Annotated in this window: 15 protein-coding genes and 2 pseudogenes; 7 read left to right on the top strand and 10 right to left on the bottom strand. The window is 72.7% G+C overall.

The genetic code is table 11. The features are described from left to right. The first annotated feature begins 47 nt into the window (after positions 1-47). Both OHA72_RS61000 and OHA72_RS60995 read left to right on the top strand, forming a co-directional pair. Positions 48-1,031, top strand: coding sequence for a calcium-binding protein (locus OHA72_RS61000; RefSeq protein WP_327005193.1), 984 nt, complete (start codon positions 48-50; stop codon positions 1,029-1,031). 51 nt (positions 1,032-1,082) lie between these two features. Beyond that, on the top strand, positions 1,083-1,739 hold the full coding sequence (locus tag OHA72_RS60995; protein ID WP_327005192.1) for a hypothetical protein: 657 nt from the start codon (positions 1,083-1,085) through the stop codon (positions 1,737-1,739). Between the two features lie 7 nt (positions 1,740-1,746). Here OHA72_RS60995 and OHA72_RS60990 read toward each other — a convergent pair whose 3' ends face one another. Further along, entirely contained in the window at positions 1,747-2,394 is a 648-nt protein-coding gene (locus OHA72_RS60990; protein WP_327005191.1) for a GntR family transcriptional regulator, read from the bottom strand. Between the two features lie 27 nt (positions 2,395-2,421). Beyond that, entirely contained in the window at positions 2,422-4,179 is a 1,758-nt protein-coding gene (locus OHA72_RS60985; protein ID WP_327011900.1) for an ABC transporter ATP-binding protein, read from the bottom strand. A 72-nt stretch (positions 4,180-4,251) separates the two neighbouring features. Here OHA72_RS60985 and OHA72_RS60980 point away from each other — a divergent pair, with 72 nt between their 5' ends. Then, a complete protein-coding gene (locus OHA72_RS60980; RefSeq protein ID WP_327005190.1) occupies positions 4,252-4,857 on the top strand; it encodes a hypothetical protein in 606 nt (201 codons plus the stop codon). A 38-nt stretch (positions 4,858-4,895) separates the two neighbouring features. Here OHA72_RS60980 and OHA72_RS60975 read toward each other — a convergent pair whose 3' ends face one another. The 6 genes and pseudogenes from OHA72_RS60975 to aceB form a co-directional block, all read right to left on the bottom strand. Then, a complete protein-coding gene (locus OHA72_RS60975; RefSeq protein ID WP_327005189.1) occupies positions 4,896-5,072 on the bottom strand; it encodes a hypothetical protein in 177 nt (58 codons plus the stop codon). A 223-nt stretch (positions 5,073-5,295) separates the two neighbouring features. Further along, positions 5,296-6,303 (bottom strand): annotated as a pseudogene (locus OHA72_RS60970) (heterodisulfide reductase-related iron-sulfur binding cluster); the annotation flags it as partial. A gap of 83 nt (positions 6,304-6,386) precedes the next feature. Beyond that, on the bottom strand, positions 6,387-7,304 hold the full coding sequence (locus OHA72_RS60965) for an FAD-binding oxidoreductase (RefSeq protein ID WP_327005188.1): 918 nt from the start codon (positions 7,302-7,304) through the stop codon (positions 6,387-6,389). Positions 7,305-7,392: 88 nt separating this feature from the next. Further along, positions 7,393-7,563 (bottom strand): annotated as a pseudogene (locus tag OHA72_RS60960) (FAD-binding oxidoreductase); the annotation flags it as partial. 3 nt (positions 7,564-7,566) lie between these two features. After that, entirely contained in the window at positions 7,567-9,024 is a 1,458-nt protein-coding gene (locus tag OHA72_RS60955) for an FAD-linked oxidase C-terminal domain-containing protein (protein ID WP_327005187.1), read from the bottom strand. After that, positions 9,021-10,577: a malate synthase A gene (gene aceB / locus OHA72_RS60950; protein ID WP_327005186.1), complete on the bottom strand. Its 1,557-nt coding sequence runs from the start codon at positions 10,575-10,577 to the stop codon at positions 9,021-9,023. The genes OHA72_RS60955 and aceB overlap by 4 nt, the downstream gene beginning before the upstream one ends. A 125-nt stretch (positions 10,578-10,702) precedes the next feature. On the opposite strand from aceB, the gene OHA72_RS60945 reads away from it, so the two are divergent. Beyond that, positions 10,703-11,764, top strand: coding sequence for an FKBP-type peptidyl-prolyl cis-trans isomerase (locus tag OHA72_RS60945; RefSeq protein WP_327005185.1), 1,062 nt, complete (start codon positions 10,703-10,705; stop codon positions 11,762-11,764). A gap of 81 nt (positions 11,765-11,845) precedes the next feature. On the opposite strand, the gene OHA72_RS60940 is transcribed toward OHA72_RS60945, so the two are convergent. Then, positions 11,846-13,000: a DUF1444 domain-containing protein gene (locus tag OHA72_RS60940; protein ID WP_327005184.1), complete on the bottom strand. Its 1,155-nt coding sequence runs from the start codon at positions 12,998-13,000 to the stop codon at positions 11,846-11,848. 73 nt (positions 13,001-13,073) lie between these two features. Between OHA72_RS60940 and OHA72_RS60935 the strand changes: the two genes are divergently transcribed. After that, positions 13,074-14,837 (top strand): thiamine pyrophosphate-dependent enzyme, encoded by a 1,764-nt coding sequence (locus OHA72_RS60935; RefSeq protein ID WP_327005183.1) that lies wholly within the window; start codon positions 13,074-13,076, stop codon positions 14,835-14,837. Here OHA72_RS60935 and OHA72_RS60930 read toward each other — a convergent pair. Then, on the bottom strand, positions 14,824-15,153 hold the full coding sequence (locus OHA72_RS60930) for a hypothetical protein (protein ID WP_327005182.1): 330 nt from the start codon (positions 15,151-15,153) through the stop codon (positions 14,824-14,826). The genes OHA72_RS60935 and OHA72_RS60930 overlap by 14 nt on opposite strands. Before the next feature lie 96 nt (positions 15,154-15,249). On the opposite strand from OHA72_RS60930, the gene OHA72_RS60925 reads away from it, so the two are divergent. Together OHA72_RS60925 and OHA72_RS60920 are read left to right on the top strand one after the other, a co-directional pair. Beyond that, a complete protein-coding gene (locus tag OHA72_RS60925) occupies positions 15,250-15,582 on the top strand; it encodes a DUF952 domain-containing protein (RefSeq protein ID WP_327005181.1) in 333 nt (110 codons plus the stop codon). Positions 15,583-15,611: 29 nt separating this feature from the next. Further along, positions 15,612-17,321, top strand: coding sequence for a DUF6311 domain-containing protein (locus tag OHA72_RS60920; RefSeq protein WP_327005180.1), 1,710 nt, complete (start codon positions 15,612-15,614; stop codon positions 17,319-17,321). Positions 17,322-17,366 lie beyond the last annotated feature (45 nt).

Genomic DNA, 17,366 nt, shown 5'->3' with positions numbered 1-17,366 from the left:
TCCGACAGTTACGGGATTGTGATCACGGTCACTGCGACCCTGCCGCGATGAGACGACTGTCCCGGCTCGGACTCGCGGTCATCCTCGGCGTCGGCTTCACTGTCGCCGCCGTGAGCCCCGCACACGCGGAACCACTGGTCGCCACCCTCACCATGAACGGTGAGATGCACTATGACGCGGCGCTCAACCAGGCCAACCGGCTCACCATCAGCAACCCGTCGCCCGGCGTCGTGGCGTTCACGGACGTCTACCCGATCACCTTCAGCACGCCGGACGGGAGCACCTGCTCCTACCCGTACGCCACCATGACCACCGTCCACTGCGTCCACTCCGCGACGTTCCTGGACATCAAGACCTCCGACCTCGACGACATCATCGACAACCGCACCACGTCCAACGTGCACGCCTCCGGCGGTGCCGGCGACGACATCATCAAGATGGGCGGTCACGCCACCCCGGCGGCGGCCGGCGACGCCTCGGGCGGCCCGGGCAACGACATCATCTACTCCGGCCCCGGCGACGACTGGATCAACGGCGGCACCGAGACCGACACCGTCACGTTCCAGGGCCGCACCGCGAAGATCACGGCGACCCTGGTCAGCCCCGCGGGCGGCGGCGACCCGCTGACCGGCGAGGGCGACGTGTATCAGGAGATCGAGAACCTCACCGGCGGCGGCGCGGCCGACACCCTGACGGGCAACGCGTCCGCCAACGTCATCGACGGCGGCTGGTACACCACGCCGTGCAACCCGTTCCCGACGGCCGGCGCGCTGCTCACCCCCACGGCGATCCAGGCTCCGCCGCCGTGCACGACCTACTCCGGTGACGACGTCATCAACGGCGGCGGGGGCCCCGACACCCTCCGCGGCCGCCAGGGCGCCGACACCATCAACGGCGGCTCCGGCAACGACGTCCTGTACGGCGACGCCGGCTACGACAACCTCAACGGCGGCCTCGACTCCGACCTCTGCTACCCGGGTGCCGACGGCGCCGTCGTCACCAGCTGCTCCATGTTCATCCCACTGCCCTGACGGCCGGTGGCGTGGCAGAATCCCGCCAGTCCTCAGAGCTGGGAGCCTGCCATGCCACCCGTCCGGATCCCGGCTGCCGCCGCGAACGGCCTGACCCTGCCCGTCTGCGTCCGGCACGGCCGCGCGGGCAGGACGATGAAGCCGATGGTGTTCGCCTCCCGGCCGCCTGCCTGGGCGCTGCTGTTGCTGCTGTTCGGCGGCGGCGTGCTCTACCTGATCGTCGCCCACTACCTGCGCAAGGAGGTCTTTGTCCGGGCCTGGCCCTGGTGCGGCCGCTGTGGCCTGACCCGCCTGTGGCGTGCGCTCCTCGGCCTGGTCATCCTCGCCGCCGGGGCCAAGCTGGCACTGACCTCCAGCGACACCGTCAAGGGCGTGGGCGCCCTGGTCGTCATCGTCGTCACCGTGACGCTGATGATCGCCGGGTGGGTCATGTTCACCCGCAGCACCCGGGATGCCTCGGCGGGGGTCGGCGTGAGCCGCGACGGCCAGTGGCTCGTGCTGACCCGCCCGCACGAGCGGTTCCTCGCCGCGCTTCGGGAGCAGCCGGCACCGGTGTACCCCATGCCCGCCGGATGGACCGTCCCGGCCACAGCGGCACCGTCCGCGGTGTGGGCCGCCGCTCCGGCGGCCGCCGTCGCCGACCGCACCCCGCCGGTGGCGTCCCCGGTGCCGGGCCCGTCGGACGGCTGGACCCCGCCCAGCGCGTGACGCGCGGTCAGGGCAGGTAGGAGCGGGCGCCGTGGTCGTCCAGGGCGGCGAGCACGGCGGCGGTGTCGCGGGCCGAGACGGCCTCGAAGAGCCGCTCGTGCCGGTGGACGCCGTCGTGCGGGCGGGCGACCTCGGCCTCGCGGCGCAGGTTGAGCGCCATGTACAGCTGGATCTTGACCAGGATCGACTCGTAGACCTGGGTGAGCTGGCGGTTGCCGGCGAGGGCGACCACGGCGACGTGGAACTCGCGGTGGGCGGTCGCCACGTCGAACAGGTCGCCGCGGGCGTCGGCCTCCTGCATCGCCTTCACGGCGGTGGCGACGCCGGCGAGGTCGGCGTCGCGGGGTGTGGCGGTGACGGCGTGGCGCTCCAGGACGTCGCGGACCGCGTAGAGCTCCTGGATGTCGTCGGCGGACAGGGTGGCGACGCGCACGCCGCGGCGCGGCACGTGCTCGACCAGGCCCTGCTGCGCCAGCAGGCGCAACGCCTCGCGGAGCGGGGCGCGGCTGATGCCGAACCGGCGGGTCAGCTGCTCCTCGACGAGACGCGCGCCGGGATCGGTGGCGCCGCTGAGGATCTCCCGGCTCAGCCGTGACACGGCGAGCTCGACCAGGCTCGCGCTGGCCAGCTCGTCGGACGCACCGGACGGCTTCACCCGCCCAGTGTGGCAGACACTCACAGATCAGACGTTCTGGAGCCGGTGCAGCCTGGCGAACAGGCCGCCCGCGGCGATGAGCTCGTCGTGGGTGCCGAGCTCGGCGAGGTGGCCGCCGGCCAGGACGGCGACCCGGTCGGCGCCGCGGACGGTGGCGAGGCGGTGCGCGACGACGAAGGTCGTCCGCCCCCGCATGAGCCGGGTCAGGGCCTCCTGCACGAGGGCCTCCGACTCGCTGTCCAGCGCCGAGGTGGCCTCGTCGAGCAGCAGCACGCGCGGGTCGCGCACCAGGGCGCGGGCGATCGCGAGGCGCTGCCGCTGGCCGCCGGACAGCAGGGCGCCGCGCTCGCCGACGACGGTGTCCCAGCCGTGGGGGAGCCGCTCGACGAACTCCAGGGCGTTGGCGTCGCGCAGGGCCCGGGTCACGGTGTCCTCGGTCATGCCGCGCAGCCCGTACGTGACGTTGTCGAGGATCGTGCCGTCGAACAGGACGGACTCCTGCGGCACGACCGAGACGCTCCTGCGGTAGCTGCGCAGGTCGATGCGCTCCATGTCCACGCCGTCGAGGAGGATGCGGCCCTCGGTCGGCCGGATGAACCCGATGAGCAGGTTGAGCATCGTGGACTTGCCGGAGCCCGAAGGCCCGACGAAGGCGATGGTCTCGCCCGGGCGCACGTCGAGGTCGATGCCGCTCACCGCGGGTGCCGCGCCGTCGGTGTACCGGTAGCCGACGCCCTGGAGGGTGACGGCACCCGCGACGGCGGTGACGGTCTGCTTGCCCTCGTTGCGCTCCAGGTCAGGGGCGGCGAGAACCTCGCCGATCGACCGGACCGACTCGAGGCCCCTGGTGATGATCGGGGCCAGCCCGAACAGGCCGATGACGGAGGAGGTGAGCACCGCGAAGTAGGTGCTGAGCAGCACGACGTCGCCGGCGCTGACGGGGGCGAACCCGCTCCAGGCGGCCCAGCCGGCCGCGATCAGGCAGGCGGCGCCGAGCAACTGGTAGGTCACCCAGGACAGCGCGCCGAACCTGCCGTTGACGAGGTCGAGGCGGCGACCGGCGGCGCGGACCTCGTCGACGGTGCCGCGGACCCGGTGCAGCGCCTCGGTCTCCAGGGCATGGGCGCGGGTGATCGGCATGAGGTGCGCCATCTCGTCGACGCGGGCCGAGAGGTCCTCGACCCGTCGGCGGAACTCCTCGTTGCGCGCGCCGGAGCGGCGGCGCACCATCGCGACGAGACCGGCGGTCGCCGGGACCACCAGCAGGAACAGCGGCACGAACTGCGGGACCCGCACCGCGGTCAGGCTCAGCGCACCGGCCAGGGTCAGCACCGCCGACGTGCCCGACGCCGCGACCTGCTGCAGCATCATCTCGACGTTCTCGACGTCGCGGACGACCTTCGTCTGCAGCAGGCTGGCGCCGGCCTTGGTGTGGAAGCTGATCGACAGCTGCTGCAGCCGGCCGGCGAGCGCGGAGCGCAGGTCCGTGCCGAGATCCCGGACGATGAGACTCATCTGCCGTACCCAGAGCATGTGCACGGGGATGTTCTGCAGCAGGATGACGGCGAGGACGGCCGCGTTGAGCCACAGCTGCGGCAGCGGCCGGTGCTCCACGACGACGTCGATGATGTTGGCGGTGAGCAGCGGCAACAGCCAGATGGGGCTGTCCTTCACCGCGAACGCGACGGTGGCAAGCGCGATGCGCCACTTGCGGGGTGCGAGGAGCCGGACGATGGTGCGCAGCGGCCTGCGGCCGTCGAAGTCCATGCGCTCATCCGATCGCATGGTGCGGAATCGCTCAACGTCGCCATGGTCACAGGGTCCTGCTAGGTGGATCGGTGACGGTAGCCTGCTCCCATGACGCAGCCACCCTACGGGCAACAGGACCCATATCAGCCCAACCCGTATGGCCAGAGCCAGTATGGGCAGCAGCCTTCCGACCCCTATGCGCTGCCGGCGGGGCCGCAGCAGCCGATGTCGGGTCCGCCGTCCTCGGGTCCGCCCGGGTCCGGCCCGCCGTATTCGCCGACGTATCAGCTGCCGGTCTCCGGCGCGCCGACGTCCGGCGGTTACGACCCGTATGCCCAGCAGGCCGCCTACGGGCAGCAGCCCGGCTACGGCGTGCCGGTGCTGGGCGTGGCCAACGCGGGGTTCGACCCGACGACGGGACAGCCGTATTCGGACAAGTCGAAACTCGCCGCGGGCCTGCTGCAGCTGCTGCCGGGCCTGTTCCTCGGCCTCGGCGGCATCGGGCGGCTGTACGCCGGCAACATCGCGCTGGGCATCACGCAGATCATCCTCGCGGTGGTCGTGGGGTGGACGGCGATCGTGTGCGGGTTCCTCTCCTTCGGCCTGACCTGGTTCGTCTCCTTCGGCCTGTGGGTGTGGTTCGTCGTGGACGGCATCATCATGCTGGCCGGGCGCCCGGTCGACGGTCAGGGCCGCCCGCTGCGCCCGAACTGATCGGTCAGCCCCATTGAGCGGGTGCCCCGGCTGATCCGTCAGGCCGCCCTCAGCGGGCGGAGCAGCATCTCGGCCGGGCCGAAGAAGCGGTGGCCCAGCACGCAGTGCAGGCGGAGGTGCTCGACCGGGCCGCCGGTGCTCCAGGCCCGGCCTTCGCTGCGGGCGGTCGCCGGAAGCCCGCACTCGGGGCAGTCCACAAGATTCGTCGTCGTCATGTATCCAGACACGCGGGGCCGGGCCGTCAGGCTCGGCCCCGTCGCCTACCCGACGCCGGCGTTCAGCGACCGGGGCGCAGGCGCACGCCGCGGATCGAGGCGTCCAGGACCTCGGCGGTGTGCGCGGTGCGGATCGCGCCGCCGGCCGCGCGACCCCGGCGCCGATCTGCATGAGGCAGCCCGGGTTCGCGGTCACGAGCCAGTCGGCACCGGTGGCCAGCACGTCGCGCGCCTTGCGGGCGCCGAGCTCCGCGGCCGGCCCGGGGTTCAGCACGTTCCACACGCCCGCCGAGCCGCAGCAGATCTCCGGGTCGGCGATCTCCTGCAGCACCAGGCCCGGAATGCCGCGGAGCAGCTCGCGCGGCTGCGACCGGATGCCCTGGGCGTGCGCGAGGTGGCACGCGTCGTGGTAGGCGACGCTCAGCGGCAGCGGATGCCGCCGGGCGACCGGGCCGAGCCGCCCGAGCAGCTCGGAGAAGTCGGTCACGCGGTCCGCGAGCCAGGCGGCGCGGGGGGCGTACACCGGGTCGTCGGCGAGCAGGGCACCGATCTCCTTCAACGACGACCCGCACCCGGCGGCGTTGACGACGAGGGCGTCGATCCCCGCGTCGGCGAACGTGTCCACGATCCCGCGGGCGAACCGGGCCGCCTCGTCCCGCCTTCCACTGTGGACGCTGAGCGCGCCGCAGCACCCCTGCCCGGGCGGGATCACCACGTCGCAGCCCTCCGCGGCCAGGACCCGCGCGGTCGCCGCGTTCACGTCGGGGAAGAACGCCCGCTGCACGCAGCCGGTCAGCATCCCGACCACGGCCCGGCGCGGCCCCAGCGCCGTCAGCCGCGCCGGCAGCGGCACCGCCCGGCGCACCGGCGGGGCGAGGGCGGCGAGGGTCGACAGCCGCCCCGGCAGCCTGCCGAGCAGCGGTGAGCCGAGCCGCTGGTACAGCCGCAGCGGCTCCTTGAGCACGGCGAGCCGGCGTGGGTGCGGGAAGAGCCCGAAGACCAGCCCGCGCAGCGCCCGCTCCGGCCACGGCCGCGGGTGCTGCTCCTCGACCACCACGCGGGTCTGCTCGATGAGCGTGTCGTAGCGGACCCCGGACGGGCACGCGGTCACGCAGGCCATGCAGCCCAGGCACGCGTCGAAGTGCCCGGCCGCGGTCGGGGTCAGCGGCTCGCCCTCGAGGTGCTGCAGCATCAGCTGGATCCGGCCGCGTGGGGAGTCCATCTCCTCGCCCCACAGCACGTACGTCGGGCAGGTCGGCAGGCAGAATCCGCAGTGCACGCAGTCGGACACGAGTTCGGGATCGATGGACGACATCAGATGCCTCCCACGAACCGGCCGGGTGCCAGGATGCCGAGCGGGTCGAACTGCTCCTTGACCCGGCGCATCAGGTCGAGGCCGTCGACGTGGCCCCACACGTCGACGCGGGACCGGACCGCCGGCGGCGCGGTCAGCACGACGCAGTGCCCGGCGCCGGCCCGGGTCGCCGCCCGCAGGTCGCTGACGACCCCGATGACGGAGCCGGGGTCGGTGCCGCCGGGCAGCCCCGCGTAGAGCACGCCGGTGCCGGCGGACCCCCGCAGGTGCAGCGCCACGTCGTGCAGCTGCGCGGTCACGCCGGCGGCGGTCAGCAGGTACGGCACCCTGGACAGCGCCGAGGTGAGCTTGATGCCGACGTCGCCGGGCCGCCAGGGGTAGCAGCCCCAGCCGGGCGGCGGGGTCTCGGTGGAGGTGGTGCCGTCGCCGAGCAGCTTCTCCAGGTCGGCGGCCCGCTGGGCGACGCCGGCCGGCACGCCCTCGACCAGCGCGGTCACTGTGAGCGGGTCGGTGTCGATCTCCAGGGCGCTCGGCACGACCTGCGCGCCGAGGACCGCGGACAGCGCCCGCGCCGCGTCCTCGGGCCCGTCCAGGCGCGCCGAGACGTACCGGCGCGCGGCGGGCAGCGGGTGGAGCCGGAACGCGCACTCGGTGATGACGCCGAGCGTGCCGTACGAACCGGCGACGAGCTTGCCCAGGTCGTACCCGGCGACGTTCTTCACGACCTTGCCGCCGGCCTTCGCCACCACGCCGTCCGCGCGCACGACCGTGACGCCGATGAGCAGGTCGCGGACCGTGCCGTACAGCATGCGGCGCGGCCCGGACGCGTTGACCGCGACGGTCCCGCCGACGGTCGCGCCCGGCAGCGGCTCGTCGAGGGCCAGCTGCTGCCCGGCGGGGCGCAGCGCCTCCTGCACCTGCCGCAGCGGGTGTGCCGGCCCGCACCACCGCGACGAGGTCGCCGGCGGCGTGCTCGACCAGCCCGCACATCCGTGACGTCTCCAGGATCAGGTCGAGGCGCTGCGGCGGCAGCGCCCAGTCCTGCCGGGTGCCCGCCCCGCGCACCACCAGCGCGAGGCCCCCGCCGGCGGCGCCGCGGACCACGTCCGCGACCTCCGCGGTCGACGCGGGCGTGGCGACGGCGGCGGCCGGCGTTCCCGCGATCTCGGCTGTCATGTTCTAGAAGACCTCCGCGATGCCTGGCTGATGCAGCGGATGGGTGCCCTTGTGCCGTCCCGGGACCTCGCCGCACAGGCGGGGCGTCGGGAACACCTTCCCCGGGTTCGACAGTCCCCGGGGGTCGAACGCGCACCGCACCAGCTGCATCGTGTCGAGGTCGGCGACGCTGTACATGCTGGGCAGGTGCTTGGCCTTGTCGACGCCGACGCCGTGCTCCCCGGTGATCGAGCCGCCGTGCTCGACGCAGATGTCCAGGATCGCGCCCGACACCGCCTCGGCGCGTTCGGCCTGGCCGGGGACGGTCTCGTCGAACAGGACGAGGGGGTGCAGGTTGCCGTCGCCGGCGTGGAAGACGTTGGCGACGCGGACACCGTGCTCGCGGGCGAGCTCGGAGATGCGGGTCAGGACCACCGGCAGCGCGGTGCGCGGGATGACGCCGTCCTGGACGATGTAGTCGGGGCTGATCCGGCCGACGGCGGCGAACGCCGACTTGCGCCCCTTCCAGAACAGGGCCCGCTCGGCGTCGTCGGCGGCGATGCGGATCTCGAACGCGCCGTGCTCCCGGCAGAACGCCTCGACCGCGGCGAACTGCGCCTCGACCTCGGCCTGCGGCCCGTCCAGCTCGACGATGAGCACCGCGCCGGCGCCGCCCGGGTAACCGCAGTGCACCGCCGCCTCCGCGGCCTCGATCGCGAGGGCGTCCATCATCTCCACCGCCGCCGGCACGACCCCGGCCGCGATGATCGCCGAGGTGGCGGCGCCCGCCTGGTCGGTGCCGGGGAACGCGGCGAGCAGGGTCCGCACCGTCTCCGGCAGCCGGACCAGGCGCACCGTCACCTCGGTGGCGATGCCGAGGGTCCCTTCGGAGCCGACGAACGCGCCGAGCAGGTCGTAGCCGGGGGTGTCCGGTGCCCGCCCGCCGAGCCGGACCAGGTCGCCGTCGGGCGTGACGATCTCGACGCCGGTGACGTGGTTGGTGGTGAACCCGTACTTGAGGCAGTGCGCGCCGCCGGAGTTCTCCGCGACGTTGCCGCCGATCGAGCAGATCTGCTGGCTGGACGGGTCCGGCGCGTAGTAGTACCCGTGCGGCGACGCGGCCCGGCTGACGTGCAGGTTGATCACGCCGGGCTCGACCACCGCCCGCTCGTCCTGCGGGGCGACCTCGCGGATCGCGCGCAGCTGCGAGGTGACGATCAGCGCGCCGTCGGCATGCGGCAGCGCCCCGCCGGACAGGCCGGTGCCGGAGCCGCGCGCCACGAACGGCACCCCGGCGTCCGCGCAGGCCCGCACCGTGTCGGCGCACTCCTGGGCGGTCCGCGGCAGCACCACGACCGCCGGCACGACCCGGTAGTGGGTCAGGCCGTCGCACTCGTAGGTGCGCAGCTGCTGGCGGTCGGTGAGCACCTGCTCCGGCTCCAGGAACCCCCGCAGGCGCTCTGCGAGGGCGGCAATGGTCATGGCATCCGGTCGTACGCCGGCAGGGTCAGGAAATCCACGAATTCGTCGGCCACCGCAACCTCCATGAACAACGCCCGTGCCTCACTCAGGTCCCCGTCCAGCAGGGCCAGCTCCTCGTCCGCGACCCGTTCGATCAGCGCGACGGTGACGAGCTCGCCCGTGTCGGCCAGCGTGACACCGTTGTGCAGCCACTGCCAGACCTGCGACCGGGAGATCTCCGCGGTCGCCGCGTCCTCCATCATGTTGTTGATCGCGACGGCGCCGCTGCCCTTGAGCCACGCGTCCAGGTACTGCACGCCGACGCTCACCGCGTTGCGCAGCCCGGCCTCCGTCTGCTGGCCGGGGGTGTCGCCGACGGCCAGGAGGTCGGCCGCGGACACCGACACGTCGTCGCGGGTGCGGTCCAGCTGGTTGGGCCGGTCGCCGAGCACCCCGTCGAACACCTCCCGGCAGACGCCGACGAGGTCGGGGTGCGCGACCCACGACCCGTCGAAGCCGTCGCCGGCCTCCCGGGTCTTGTCGGCGGTCACCTTCTCCAGCGCGACCCGGTTGACCTCCGCGTCCCGCCGGCTCGGGATGAACGCCGCCATGCCGCCGATCGCGTGCGCGCCCCGCTTGTGGCACGTCTGCACCAGCAGCTCGGTGTAGGCCCGCATGAACGGCACCGTCATCGTCACCGTGTTGCGGTCCGGCAGCAGGAAGTCCTTGCCCCGGGTGCGGAACTTCTTGATGACGCTGAACATGAAGTCCCACCGCCCGGCGTTGAGGCCGGCGGAGTGCTCGCGCAGCTCGTAGAGGATCTCGTCCATCTCGAACGCGGCGGGGAACGTCTCGATGAGCACCGTCGCCCGGATCGTGCCCGGCGGCCGGCCGAAGCGCTCCTCCGCGAAGGCGAACACCTCGTTCCACAGCCGCGCCTCCAGGTGCGACTCCATCTTCGGCAGGTAGAAGTACGGCCGGGTGGCGAGGTGGTTGTGGAAGAAGTAGAGCCCGAAGTCGGTCAGCGAACCGGACGTCGGCGCCCCGTCGACCAGGATGTGCTTCTCCGGCAGGTGCCAGCCCCGCGGCCGCACGACGACGGTCGGGCGGGGCCCGCCGGTCAGCTCGTAGTGCTTCTCGCCGGAGGTGTACGACAGGGTGCCGGCATTCGCGTCGCGCAGGTTGAGCTGCCCGCCGATCACGTTGGCCCACAGCGGCGTGTTGGCGTCCTCATGGTCGGCGAGCCACACCTTCGCGCCGGAGTTGAGCGCGTTGATGGTCATCTTCGCGTCGGTCGGCCCGGTGATCTCGACCCGCCGGTCGATCAGTCCGGGGGCCGGCTCGGCCACCCGCCAGTCGCCCTCGCGGATGTTTCGCGTCTCGGGCAGGAACCCGAGCGTCCCGCCGGCCGCGAGTTCCGCCTCGCGCTCCTTGCGGGCCTCGAGCAGCTCCAGCCGGCGGGCGTCGAACGCCCTGTGCAGGTCTGCCAGGAAACTCAGAGCTTCTTCAGTGAGGATCTCGGCGAATCGGTCGTCAACCGGTCCGGTAATCTCGACGCCCTGAACAGTGCCCATGTCATGACCCTATCGGCTGCGGTGCCACCCGGGGCGTGTCGCGGCGTGTGTGATATGGGAAGCTCTGGCGAACAAAACTCAGGTCCGCCAGTATCGGGTCCGTCCAGCAGGGGAGTCTTCCAACTGTGAGCGATCGGGGCAGAAGCCGCCGCACTGCGAGGTCGACCAAGGCCACTGCGCCGAAGGCGACCCCGGACACCGAGGTCGAACCCGGCGACGAGCCGGCCGCCACCGAGGGTGCGGAAAGCGACAAAACGCCGTCGGGAGCGGCCGCTGCGGCCGAGACCCCGGCGGCGGAGACCACCGGCGCGGACGAGACCGTCTCGCTGGACAAGCAGGACGACGAGCCGGCCGAGGCCGACGCTTCGGATGACGCAGACGCCGACGCAGACGCAGACGCCGAGGCCGACGACGCCGACGATCCCGACGCGAGCGCCGACGGTGACGCGGACGAGGACGCGGACGCGGAGGCCGAGACCGGCGACGGCAAGGGCAAGACCGGCAAGGCGGCGTCGAAGTCCAAGGCGCCGACGCCGATGACGAAGGCGGAGAAGCGCGCCGCCGCGCGCATCGCCGCCGCGAAGGCGGCCCGCCGCCGCCGCACCGGCCAGGCGATCGCCGGCACGCTCATCGTCCTGCTGGTCGTCGGCGGCGCGTTCGCCGGCGTCTGGTATTTCGGCGACAGGGCCGAGAAGAACCGGGTCAAGTGCAAGCCGGCCGCCGACGCCGCGGCGTTCCCGCCGTTGCTCGGCGGCATGAACAAGGCCCTGGCCACCGAGCCGACGATCACGCCCAGCTCCGACGAGGTCAAGACCGTCCGGACGACGATCCTGGTCAAGGGCGAGTGCAAGGCCGTCAAGGCCGGTCAGACCGTCTCGGTGAACTACGTGGGCGCCACGATGAAGGACGGCAAGGTCTTCGACGCCTCCTGGCCGCGGAAGAAGACGATCGAGATCCCCGTCGGGCAGAAGCAGCTCGGCAAGCAGCCCCAGGTCATCGAGGGCTGGGACGAGGGCCTCGTCGGCCTGAAGGTCGGCACCCGGGTCCAGCTCGACGTCCCCGGCAACAAGGCGTATGGCGATGACGCCCCCGAGGGCTACCCGGCCGGCACGCTGCGCTTCATCGTCGACATCCTCGACGCGAAGGACGCCGACAGCAGCGGCCTGCCCGCCGGCCTCGGCGGCTGACCCCGCACCTTTCGAGCTCCACCACGACGGCCCCGCCCGGTTGCACACCGGTGCGGGGCCGTCGTTGCGGGAGGCGGGGCCTCACGGCGTGGCGGCGACCGCCCGGAGGCGGGCGACCACGCCCGGGTGGGGCCACGCGCGCAGGCGGAACCGTTCGGGGTTCAGCCCCGGCTCCGGATCGAGGTCGACCTCGCGGGCCAGGCCGTCCCAGGTGACCAGGAACGACCCGAACGACACGTAGTCGGCGCGCGGCAGCAGCGTGTCGACGCCCTCGGCCCACGTGGCGACGGAGAAGACGGAGCGGTCCGGTCGCTCGGCGACCGTGAGCGTCGCGGCGAACGCGTCCGTGTCCAGGTGCGACGCCTGAGTGCCGTACTCGGCGGCGGCCATGAGGACCTCCGAGCGGTGCACCACGGCGTGCAGCGGATGTCCCTGCGGCGCGTGGTACGGCACGACCGCACCGGCCGCGTCGACCGTGTACGCCATCGTCGAGATCGGCCGGGCCGCGTCGCGGTACTCCTCCTCGACCGCGGCGAACAGCGGGCCGATGCCGGCGTCGGAGGCCAGGAGCAGGCCCGTGGTGTCGGGCACGAACGCGACCGGGGTGCCGCCGACCCGGTCGGCCTGCGCCGCCAGCCACCCGTCCAGCAGCAGGTGGGAGGCGCAGTACGCGTCGCCGTCGTCGACCATCCGGATCACCGCCGGGCCGCTGCCCGGCGCCGTGGCCGGCGACCAGGGCAGGTTGCGGTGCGCGCGGTCGAAGACCACCGAGGCGGGCACGCCCCACTGGTCGAGCTGCCGGGTCGTCACGTACATCATCGACGTCGGCTGGTCGACCGCGACGACCTCGTCGAGCATCGGCAGCGCCGGGCGGCGCACCAGCGACGGTGCCCCCGCCGGCACCCCCAGCCCGAACGTCACCGCCCGCAGCAGGGGCCGCAGCAGCGGCGCCACCTCGTCCCACGTGTCGGGGGCGCCGGAGGGGAAGACCACGGCAGACAGGTAGCGCGCGATGCGCTCCCGCCGCTCCTCACGGCCGGCGTCGCGGCACTCGCGGAAGATGTTGCCGAGGTAGGCGATCGACGGGGAACGGTCGGCGGCGTCGCGCCGCACGTGGATGGCGAACTGGTCGGGGTCGTAGCGGGCGTCGGCGACCCCGGCGTCACGCAGCACGGTCAGCACCTGCCGGGCGAAACGGTCCTGCCGGCTGCCGAACACCCCGTCGAGCATCCCCATGAGCAGGCACGCTACCGGACTTTGATCTCCTGCCGATTGTTTGTTTCGCCGTGTACCGGCAAAGCACAAGCGTATGAGCAAACCGACTGTCGGTGAGGCGTTGATCGCCCGGCTGGCCGACTGGGGCGTCGACACGGTGTTCGGGCTGCCCGGCGACGGGGTCAACGGGCTCATGGAGGGCCTGCGGCGCAACGCCGACCGGATCAGGTTCGTCCTCGTGCATCACGAGGAGGCCGCCGCGTTCATGGCGGTCGCGCACGCCAAGGCCACCGGGCGGCTCGGCGTCTGCCTCGCCACGTCCGGCCCCGGCGGCATCCACCTCGCCAACGGGCTCTACGACGCGAAGCTCGACCACGCGCCGGTCCTGGCGATCACCGGGATGCAGGAGTCCAGCGTCATCGGCACCGGGTACCAGCAGGAGGTCCACCTCGACCGCGTGTTCGAGGACGTGGCCGAGTACAACGAGACGATCGCCAATCCCGCGCAGGTGCCGGCGCTGGTCGACATCGCGGTCCGCACCGCGCTGGCCCGCCGCGGCGTGGCACATCTGACGGTGCCGAACGACGTGCAGGTGGCCAGGGCCGGGGAGAACCCGTTCGACGAGGTCGGCCCGGTCCGCGAGCCGGCGACCGCCCCGGTGTGGGTCGCGCCGCCGGTCCGGCCCGCCGACGACGACCTCCAGGCCGCCGCGGACCTGCTCAACAACGCCACGAAACCGGCGATCCTGGCCGGTGTCGGCGCTCGCGGCGCCGGCCCGCTGATCGAACTCGTCGCCGACGTGATCGGCGCCCCGATCGTGAAGTCGCTGATGGGCAAGATGGTCGTGCCGGACGACTCGCCGTTCGCGCTCGGCGGGCTCGGGCTGCTGGGCACCGCGCCCAGCGAGGACCTGATGCAGGAGTGCGACGCGCTGCTGATGGTGGGCACGAACTTCCCGTACACGAAGTTCCTGCCGGCGCCGGGGCAGGCGCACGTCGTGCAGATCGACGTGGAGGCGTCGCGGGTCGGCACCCGCATCCCGACCGACGTGCCGCTCGTCGGCGACGCCGCGGCGACCCTCGAGGCGCTCCTGCCGCGGCTGCGCAGGCGCACCGATCAGCGTTTCCTGCAGCGGTACCAGGAGAAGATGCGCGACTGGCGGGAACGCATGGCGGACACGGAACGATCCGACCGGGACCCCATCGCGCCGCAGTTCCTGGCCCGCACCCTCGACCGGGTCGCCGCGCCGGACGCGATCATGACCTGCGACTCGGGCACCGTCACGACCTGGGCGGCGCGGCACTGGCAGGCGACCGGCGGCCGCGAGTTCTACCTGTCCGGCACGCTCGCCTCGATGGCGCCCGGCCTGCCGTACGCGATCGCCCTGCAGCACGAGTACCCGCGCCGGCAGGTGATCGCGTTCGTCGGCGACGGCGGCTTCGGCATGCTCATGGCCGAGTTCCACACCGCGGCCCGCTACCGGCTGCCGGTGAAGGTCGTCATCAACGACAACAACGCCCTCGGCATGATCGTCTGGGAGCAGATGGTCAACGGCTTCCCGGAGTACGGCGTCCGCTACGGCGACCCGCAACCCGACTACGCGGCGTGGGCGCGCGGCTGCGGCGGGTACGGCGCCCGCGTCACCGACCCTATCGCGCTGGAGAACGTCCTCGGCGAGGCCCTGGCGTACGACGGGCCGGCGCTCGTCGACGTCGCGGTCGACGCCGACGAGCCCCCGATGCCGGCGAAGGTCACCTACCAGCAGGCGGTGAAGTTCGCGGAGGCGTTCGTGCGCGGCCAGCCGCACAAGGCCGCGATCGCCACCACCCTGTTGCAGGACCGCATCACCCGCCTGTGAGGCGCCGGTGCCGGCCCTGCACCCGCAGCGACCGCGCCCACAGCCGGGTCCGCCCGACCGTCATCGTGATGCCGCCGGGGATGTCGAGGCCGCCGAGCCCGGCGACGCCCCCGACCAGCACGACCCCGCCGATGGCCACCAGACCGGTGCCCGTCAGCAGGTACATCACGGCGTCCTGCTCCTGCTCGATGCTCTGCTGTCCGGTGGTCTGCGCGGTCCGGACCATCGGCGGGTCCGGTCTTCGTGCCTGTGCGGCACTCAGCGACCCGACCGCGATGGCGGCGCCGGCGACGCACACCCATGCCCGAGTTCTCATAATGGCGCACGCTAGGTCGCAAACGGGTGACTCGTCGCTCCCCCCTCCTCACCTGCGACAGGTGAAGGAACCTCTCACCCGTGGCATTGTGTGCTCGTGCTGATCTACAAGATCCTGCTGCCGGCCGAGTGGGCCAGCTTCGAGGCGAACGGCCGCTTCGACGGCTCGCCGCTGGACCTGCGCGACGGCTACATCCACTGCTCGTCCCGCGCCCAGGTCGCCGGCACCGCGGAGCGCTACTTCGGCACCGAACCGGACCTGGTGGTCGTCGCCATCGACGCCCAGACCATGGGCATGTGGCTGCGCTGGGAGACCTCCAGCAACGGCGGTCCCTTCCCGCACGTCTACGCCCCGCTGCCGCGTGCCGCGGTCGCCGCCGTCCACCGCATCGCCGGCGCCTCCTCCGTCGACGAAGTCATCCCCGCCTGAGCCCGGCGCGGCCAGCTATGGTCTTGACCATGGACGAGGGGCGATCCAGGAACCGGTGGCCCGCCGACGCGGTGGCGGTGGCCGGATACCTGGCCGGTGCCGTCCTGCTGTGCGGGCGGCTGCTGGCACATCCGGGGCAGCGGCTGCCGTATACGCCGGGTGACCGGATCCTCGCCGAGTACTACCTGGCGTGGGCGGCCCGGTGCGTCCGGCACGCGTCGAACCCGTTCGTCCTGGACCGGCTCAACGCCCCGGCCGGCGTGAACGGCATGGCCAACACAACCATGCTGGGTCTCGGCCTGCCGATGTCGCCGGTGACGCTGCTGTTCGGGCCCGGGATCGCGTTCGACGCGCTGGTGGTGCTGACGGTCGCCGCGACCGCCGCCACCTGGTACTGGCTGCTGTCCCGGCACGTGGTGGACTCCCGCGCCGCGGCCTGGGTCGGCGGCCTGGTCGCCGCGTTCGCGCCGAGCGTGGCCAACCACGCCACGTTCCACCCGAACCTGACGGCGCAGTTCCTGGTGCCGGTCATCGTGTGGCGGGTGGTGAAGCTGCGTGACGCGCCGGTGCGCGGGGGGCTGATCCTCGCGGCGCTGGTCGTGTGGCAGGTCTTCATCAACGAGGAGACGCTGTTCATCACGGCGCTCGCGGTCGGGCTGTTCGGGCTGCTGTGGCTGGTGCAGCGCCCGCGTGAGGTGCAGCTGCCCAACGTCCTGGCGGGTCTCGGCGTGACGCTGCTGGTGACGGCGGTGCTGCTGGCGTACCCGCTGTGGTGGCAGTTCTTCGGCGGGAACGCCTACCGGGGCGGCGAGAAGCAGATGACCGCGTTCCACACCGACCTGCTGGGGCTGACGTCGTTCTCCCGCAACTCGGTGGCGGTGCGCTTCAGCGAGTTCCAGCCGGCCCCTGGGTTCTTCGCCGAGCAGCACGGATACTTCGGCTGGCCGCTGGTCATCGCGGTCGTCGCCGTCGTGATCTGGCGGTGGCGGGAGCCGCTGGTGCGCTCGATCGCGGTCACCGGCGCCGTCTTCGCGGTCCTGTCCTTCGGCAACGACCTGACGCTGTACGGCCGCGACATCGGCGTCCCGGGCCCCTACTCGCTGCTCAGCGGCCTGCCGCTGTTCGACACGCTGCTCCCGACGCGGCTCGGTGAGGCGGCCACCTGGGCGGTGGCGCCGCTGGTCGCGATCGGCATCGACCGGTTGCCGGCGGTGGCGGGCCTGCGGGTGCTGAAGGTCGGCCTGATCGCGGCGGTGCTGGTGCCGGCGGCACCGGTGCCGATCAAGGTGATCGACCGGCCGGCGATCCCGTCGTTCATCGCGTCCGGCGAGTGGCGCTCCTATGTCAAGGCGCAGGAGTCGGCGCTGATCGTGCCCCTCGCCACCTTCGAGCACTGGACGTCGATGAGCTGGGCGACCGCGACCGGGGCCGACCTGCGCATGTCGCACGGCTACTTCCTCGGCCCGGCCGGCGGGGTCAAGGGCAGCCACGCCACGGTCGGCCCCGCGGTGCGCCCGACGGACCGGCTGATCAACACCGCGACCGCCACCCATCAGGTCACCACGGTCACCGACGCCGACCGGGAGCAGGCCAGGCTCGACCTCGCGTACTGGCGCACCTCGATCATCCTGGCCCCGACCGGCGACGGTGCCGCCGCGGAGCGGGGCACCCTGGACGCCCTGTTCGGCCCGGGCCGCCAGGTCGGCGGCCTCTGGCTGTGGGACGTCAGGAACCCCTGACCCCAGCGGACGTGACGAGTCCCTGACCCGGTGGCGTGAGCGTGA

Source organism: Dactylosporangium sp. NBC_01737 (assembly GCF_035963215.1).
Classification (GTDB): Bacteria; Actinomycetota; Actinomycetes; order Mycobacteriales; family Micromonosporaceae; genus Dactylosporangium.
The sequence above is the reverse complement of the archived record's forward strand: the minus strand, read 5'-3'. Positions and strand labels throughout refer to the sequence as shown.

Coding starts and splice junctions, on each gene's coding strand:
- OHA72_RS61000 (WP_327005193.1), top strand. CDS start 48: ATGAGACGACTGTCCCGGCTCGGACTCGCGGTCATCCTCGGCGTCGGC.
- OHA72_RS60995 (WP_327005192.1), top strand. CDS start 1,083: ATGCCACCCGTCCGGATCCCGGCTGCCGCCGCGAACGGCCTGACCCTG.
- OHA72_RS60985 (WP_327011900.1), bottom strand. CDS start 4,179: ATGCGATCGGATGAGCGCATGGACTTCGACGGCCGCAGGCCGCTGCGC.
- OHA72_RS60980 (WP_327005190.1), top strand. CDS start 4,252: ATGACGCAGCCACCCTACGGGCAACAGGACCCATATCAGCCCAACCCG.
- OHA72_RS60975 (WP_327005189.1), bottom strand. CDS start 5,072: ATGACGACGACGAATCTTGTGGACTGCCCCGAGTGCGGGCTTCCGGCG.
- OHA72_RS60955 (WP_327005187.1), bottom strand. CDS start 9,024: ATGACCATTGCCGCCCTCGCAGAGCGCCTGCGGGGGTTCCTGGAGCCG.
- aceB (WP_327005186.1), bottom strand. CDS start 10,577: ATGGGCACTGTTCAGGGCGTCGAGATTACCGGACCGGTTGACGACCGA.
- OHA72_RS60940 (WP_327005184.1), bottom strand. CDS start 13,000: ATGGGGATGCTCGACGGGGTGTTCGGCAGCCGGCAGGACCGTTTCGCC.
- OHA72_RS60935 (WP_327005183.1), top strand. CDS start 13,074: ATGAGCAAACCGACTGTCGGTGAGGCGTTGATCGCCCGGCTGGCCGAC.
- OHA72_RS60930 (WP_327005182.1), bottom strand. CDS start 15,153: ATGAGAACTCGGGCATGGGTGTGCGTCGCCGGCGCCGCCATCGCGGTC.
- OHA72_RS60920 (WP_327005180.1), top strand. CDS start 15,612: ATGGACGAGGGGCGATCCAGGAACCGGTGGCCCGCCGACGCGGTGGCG.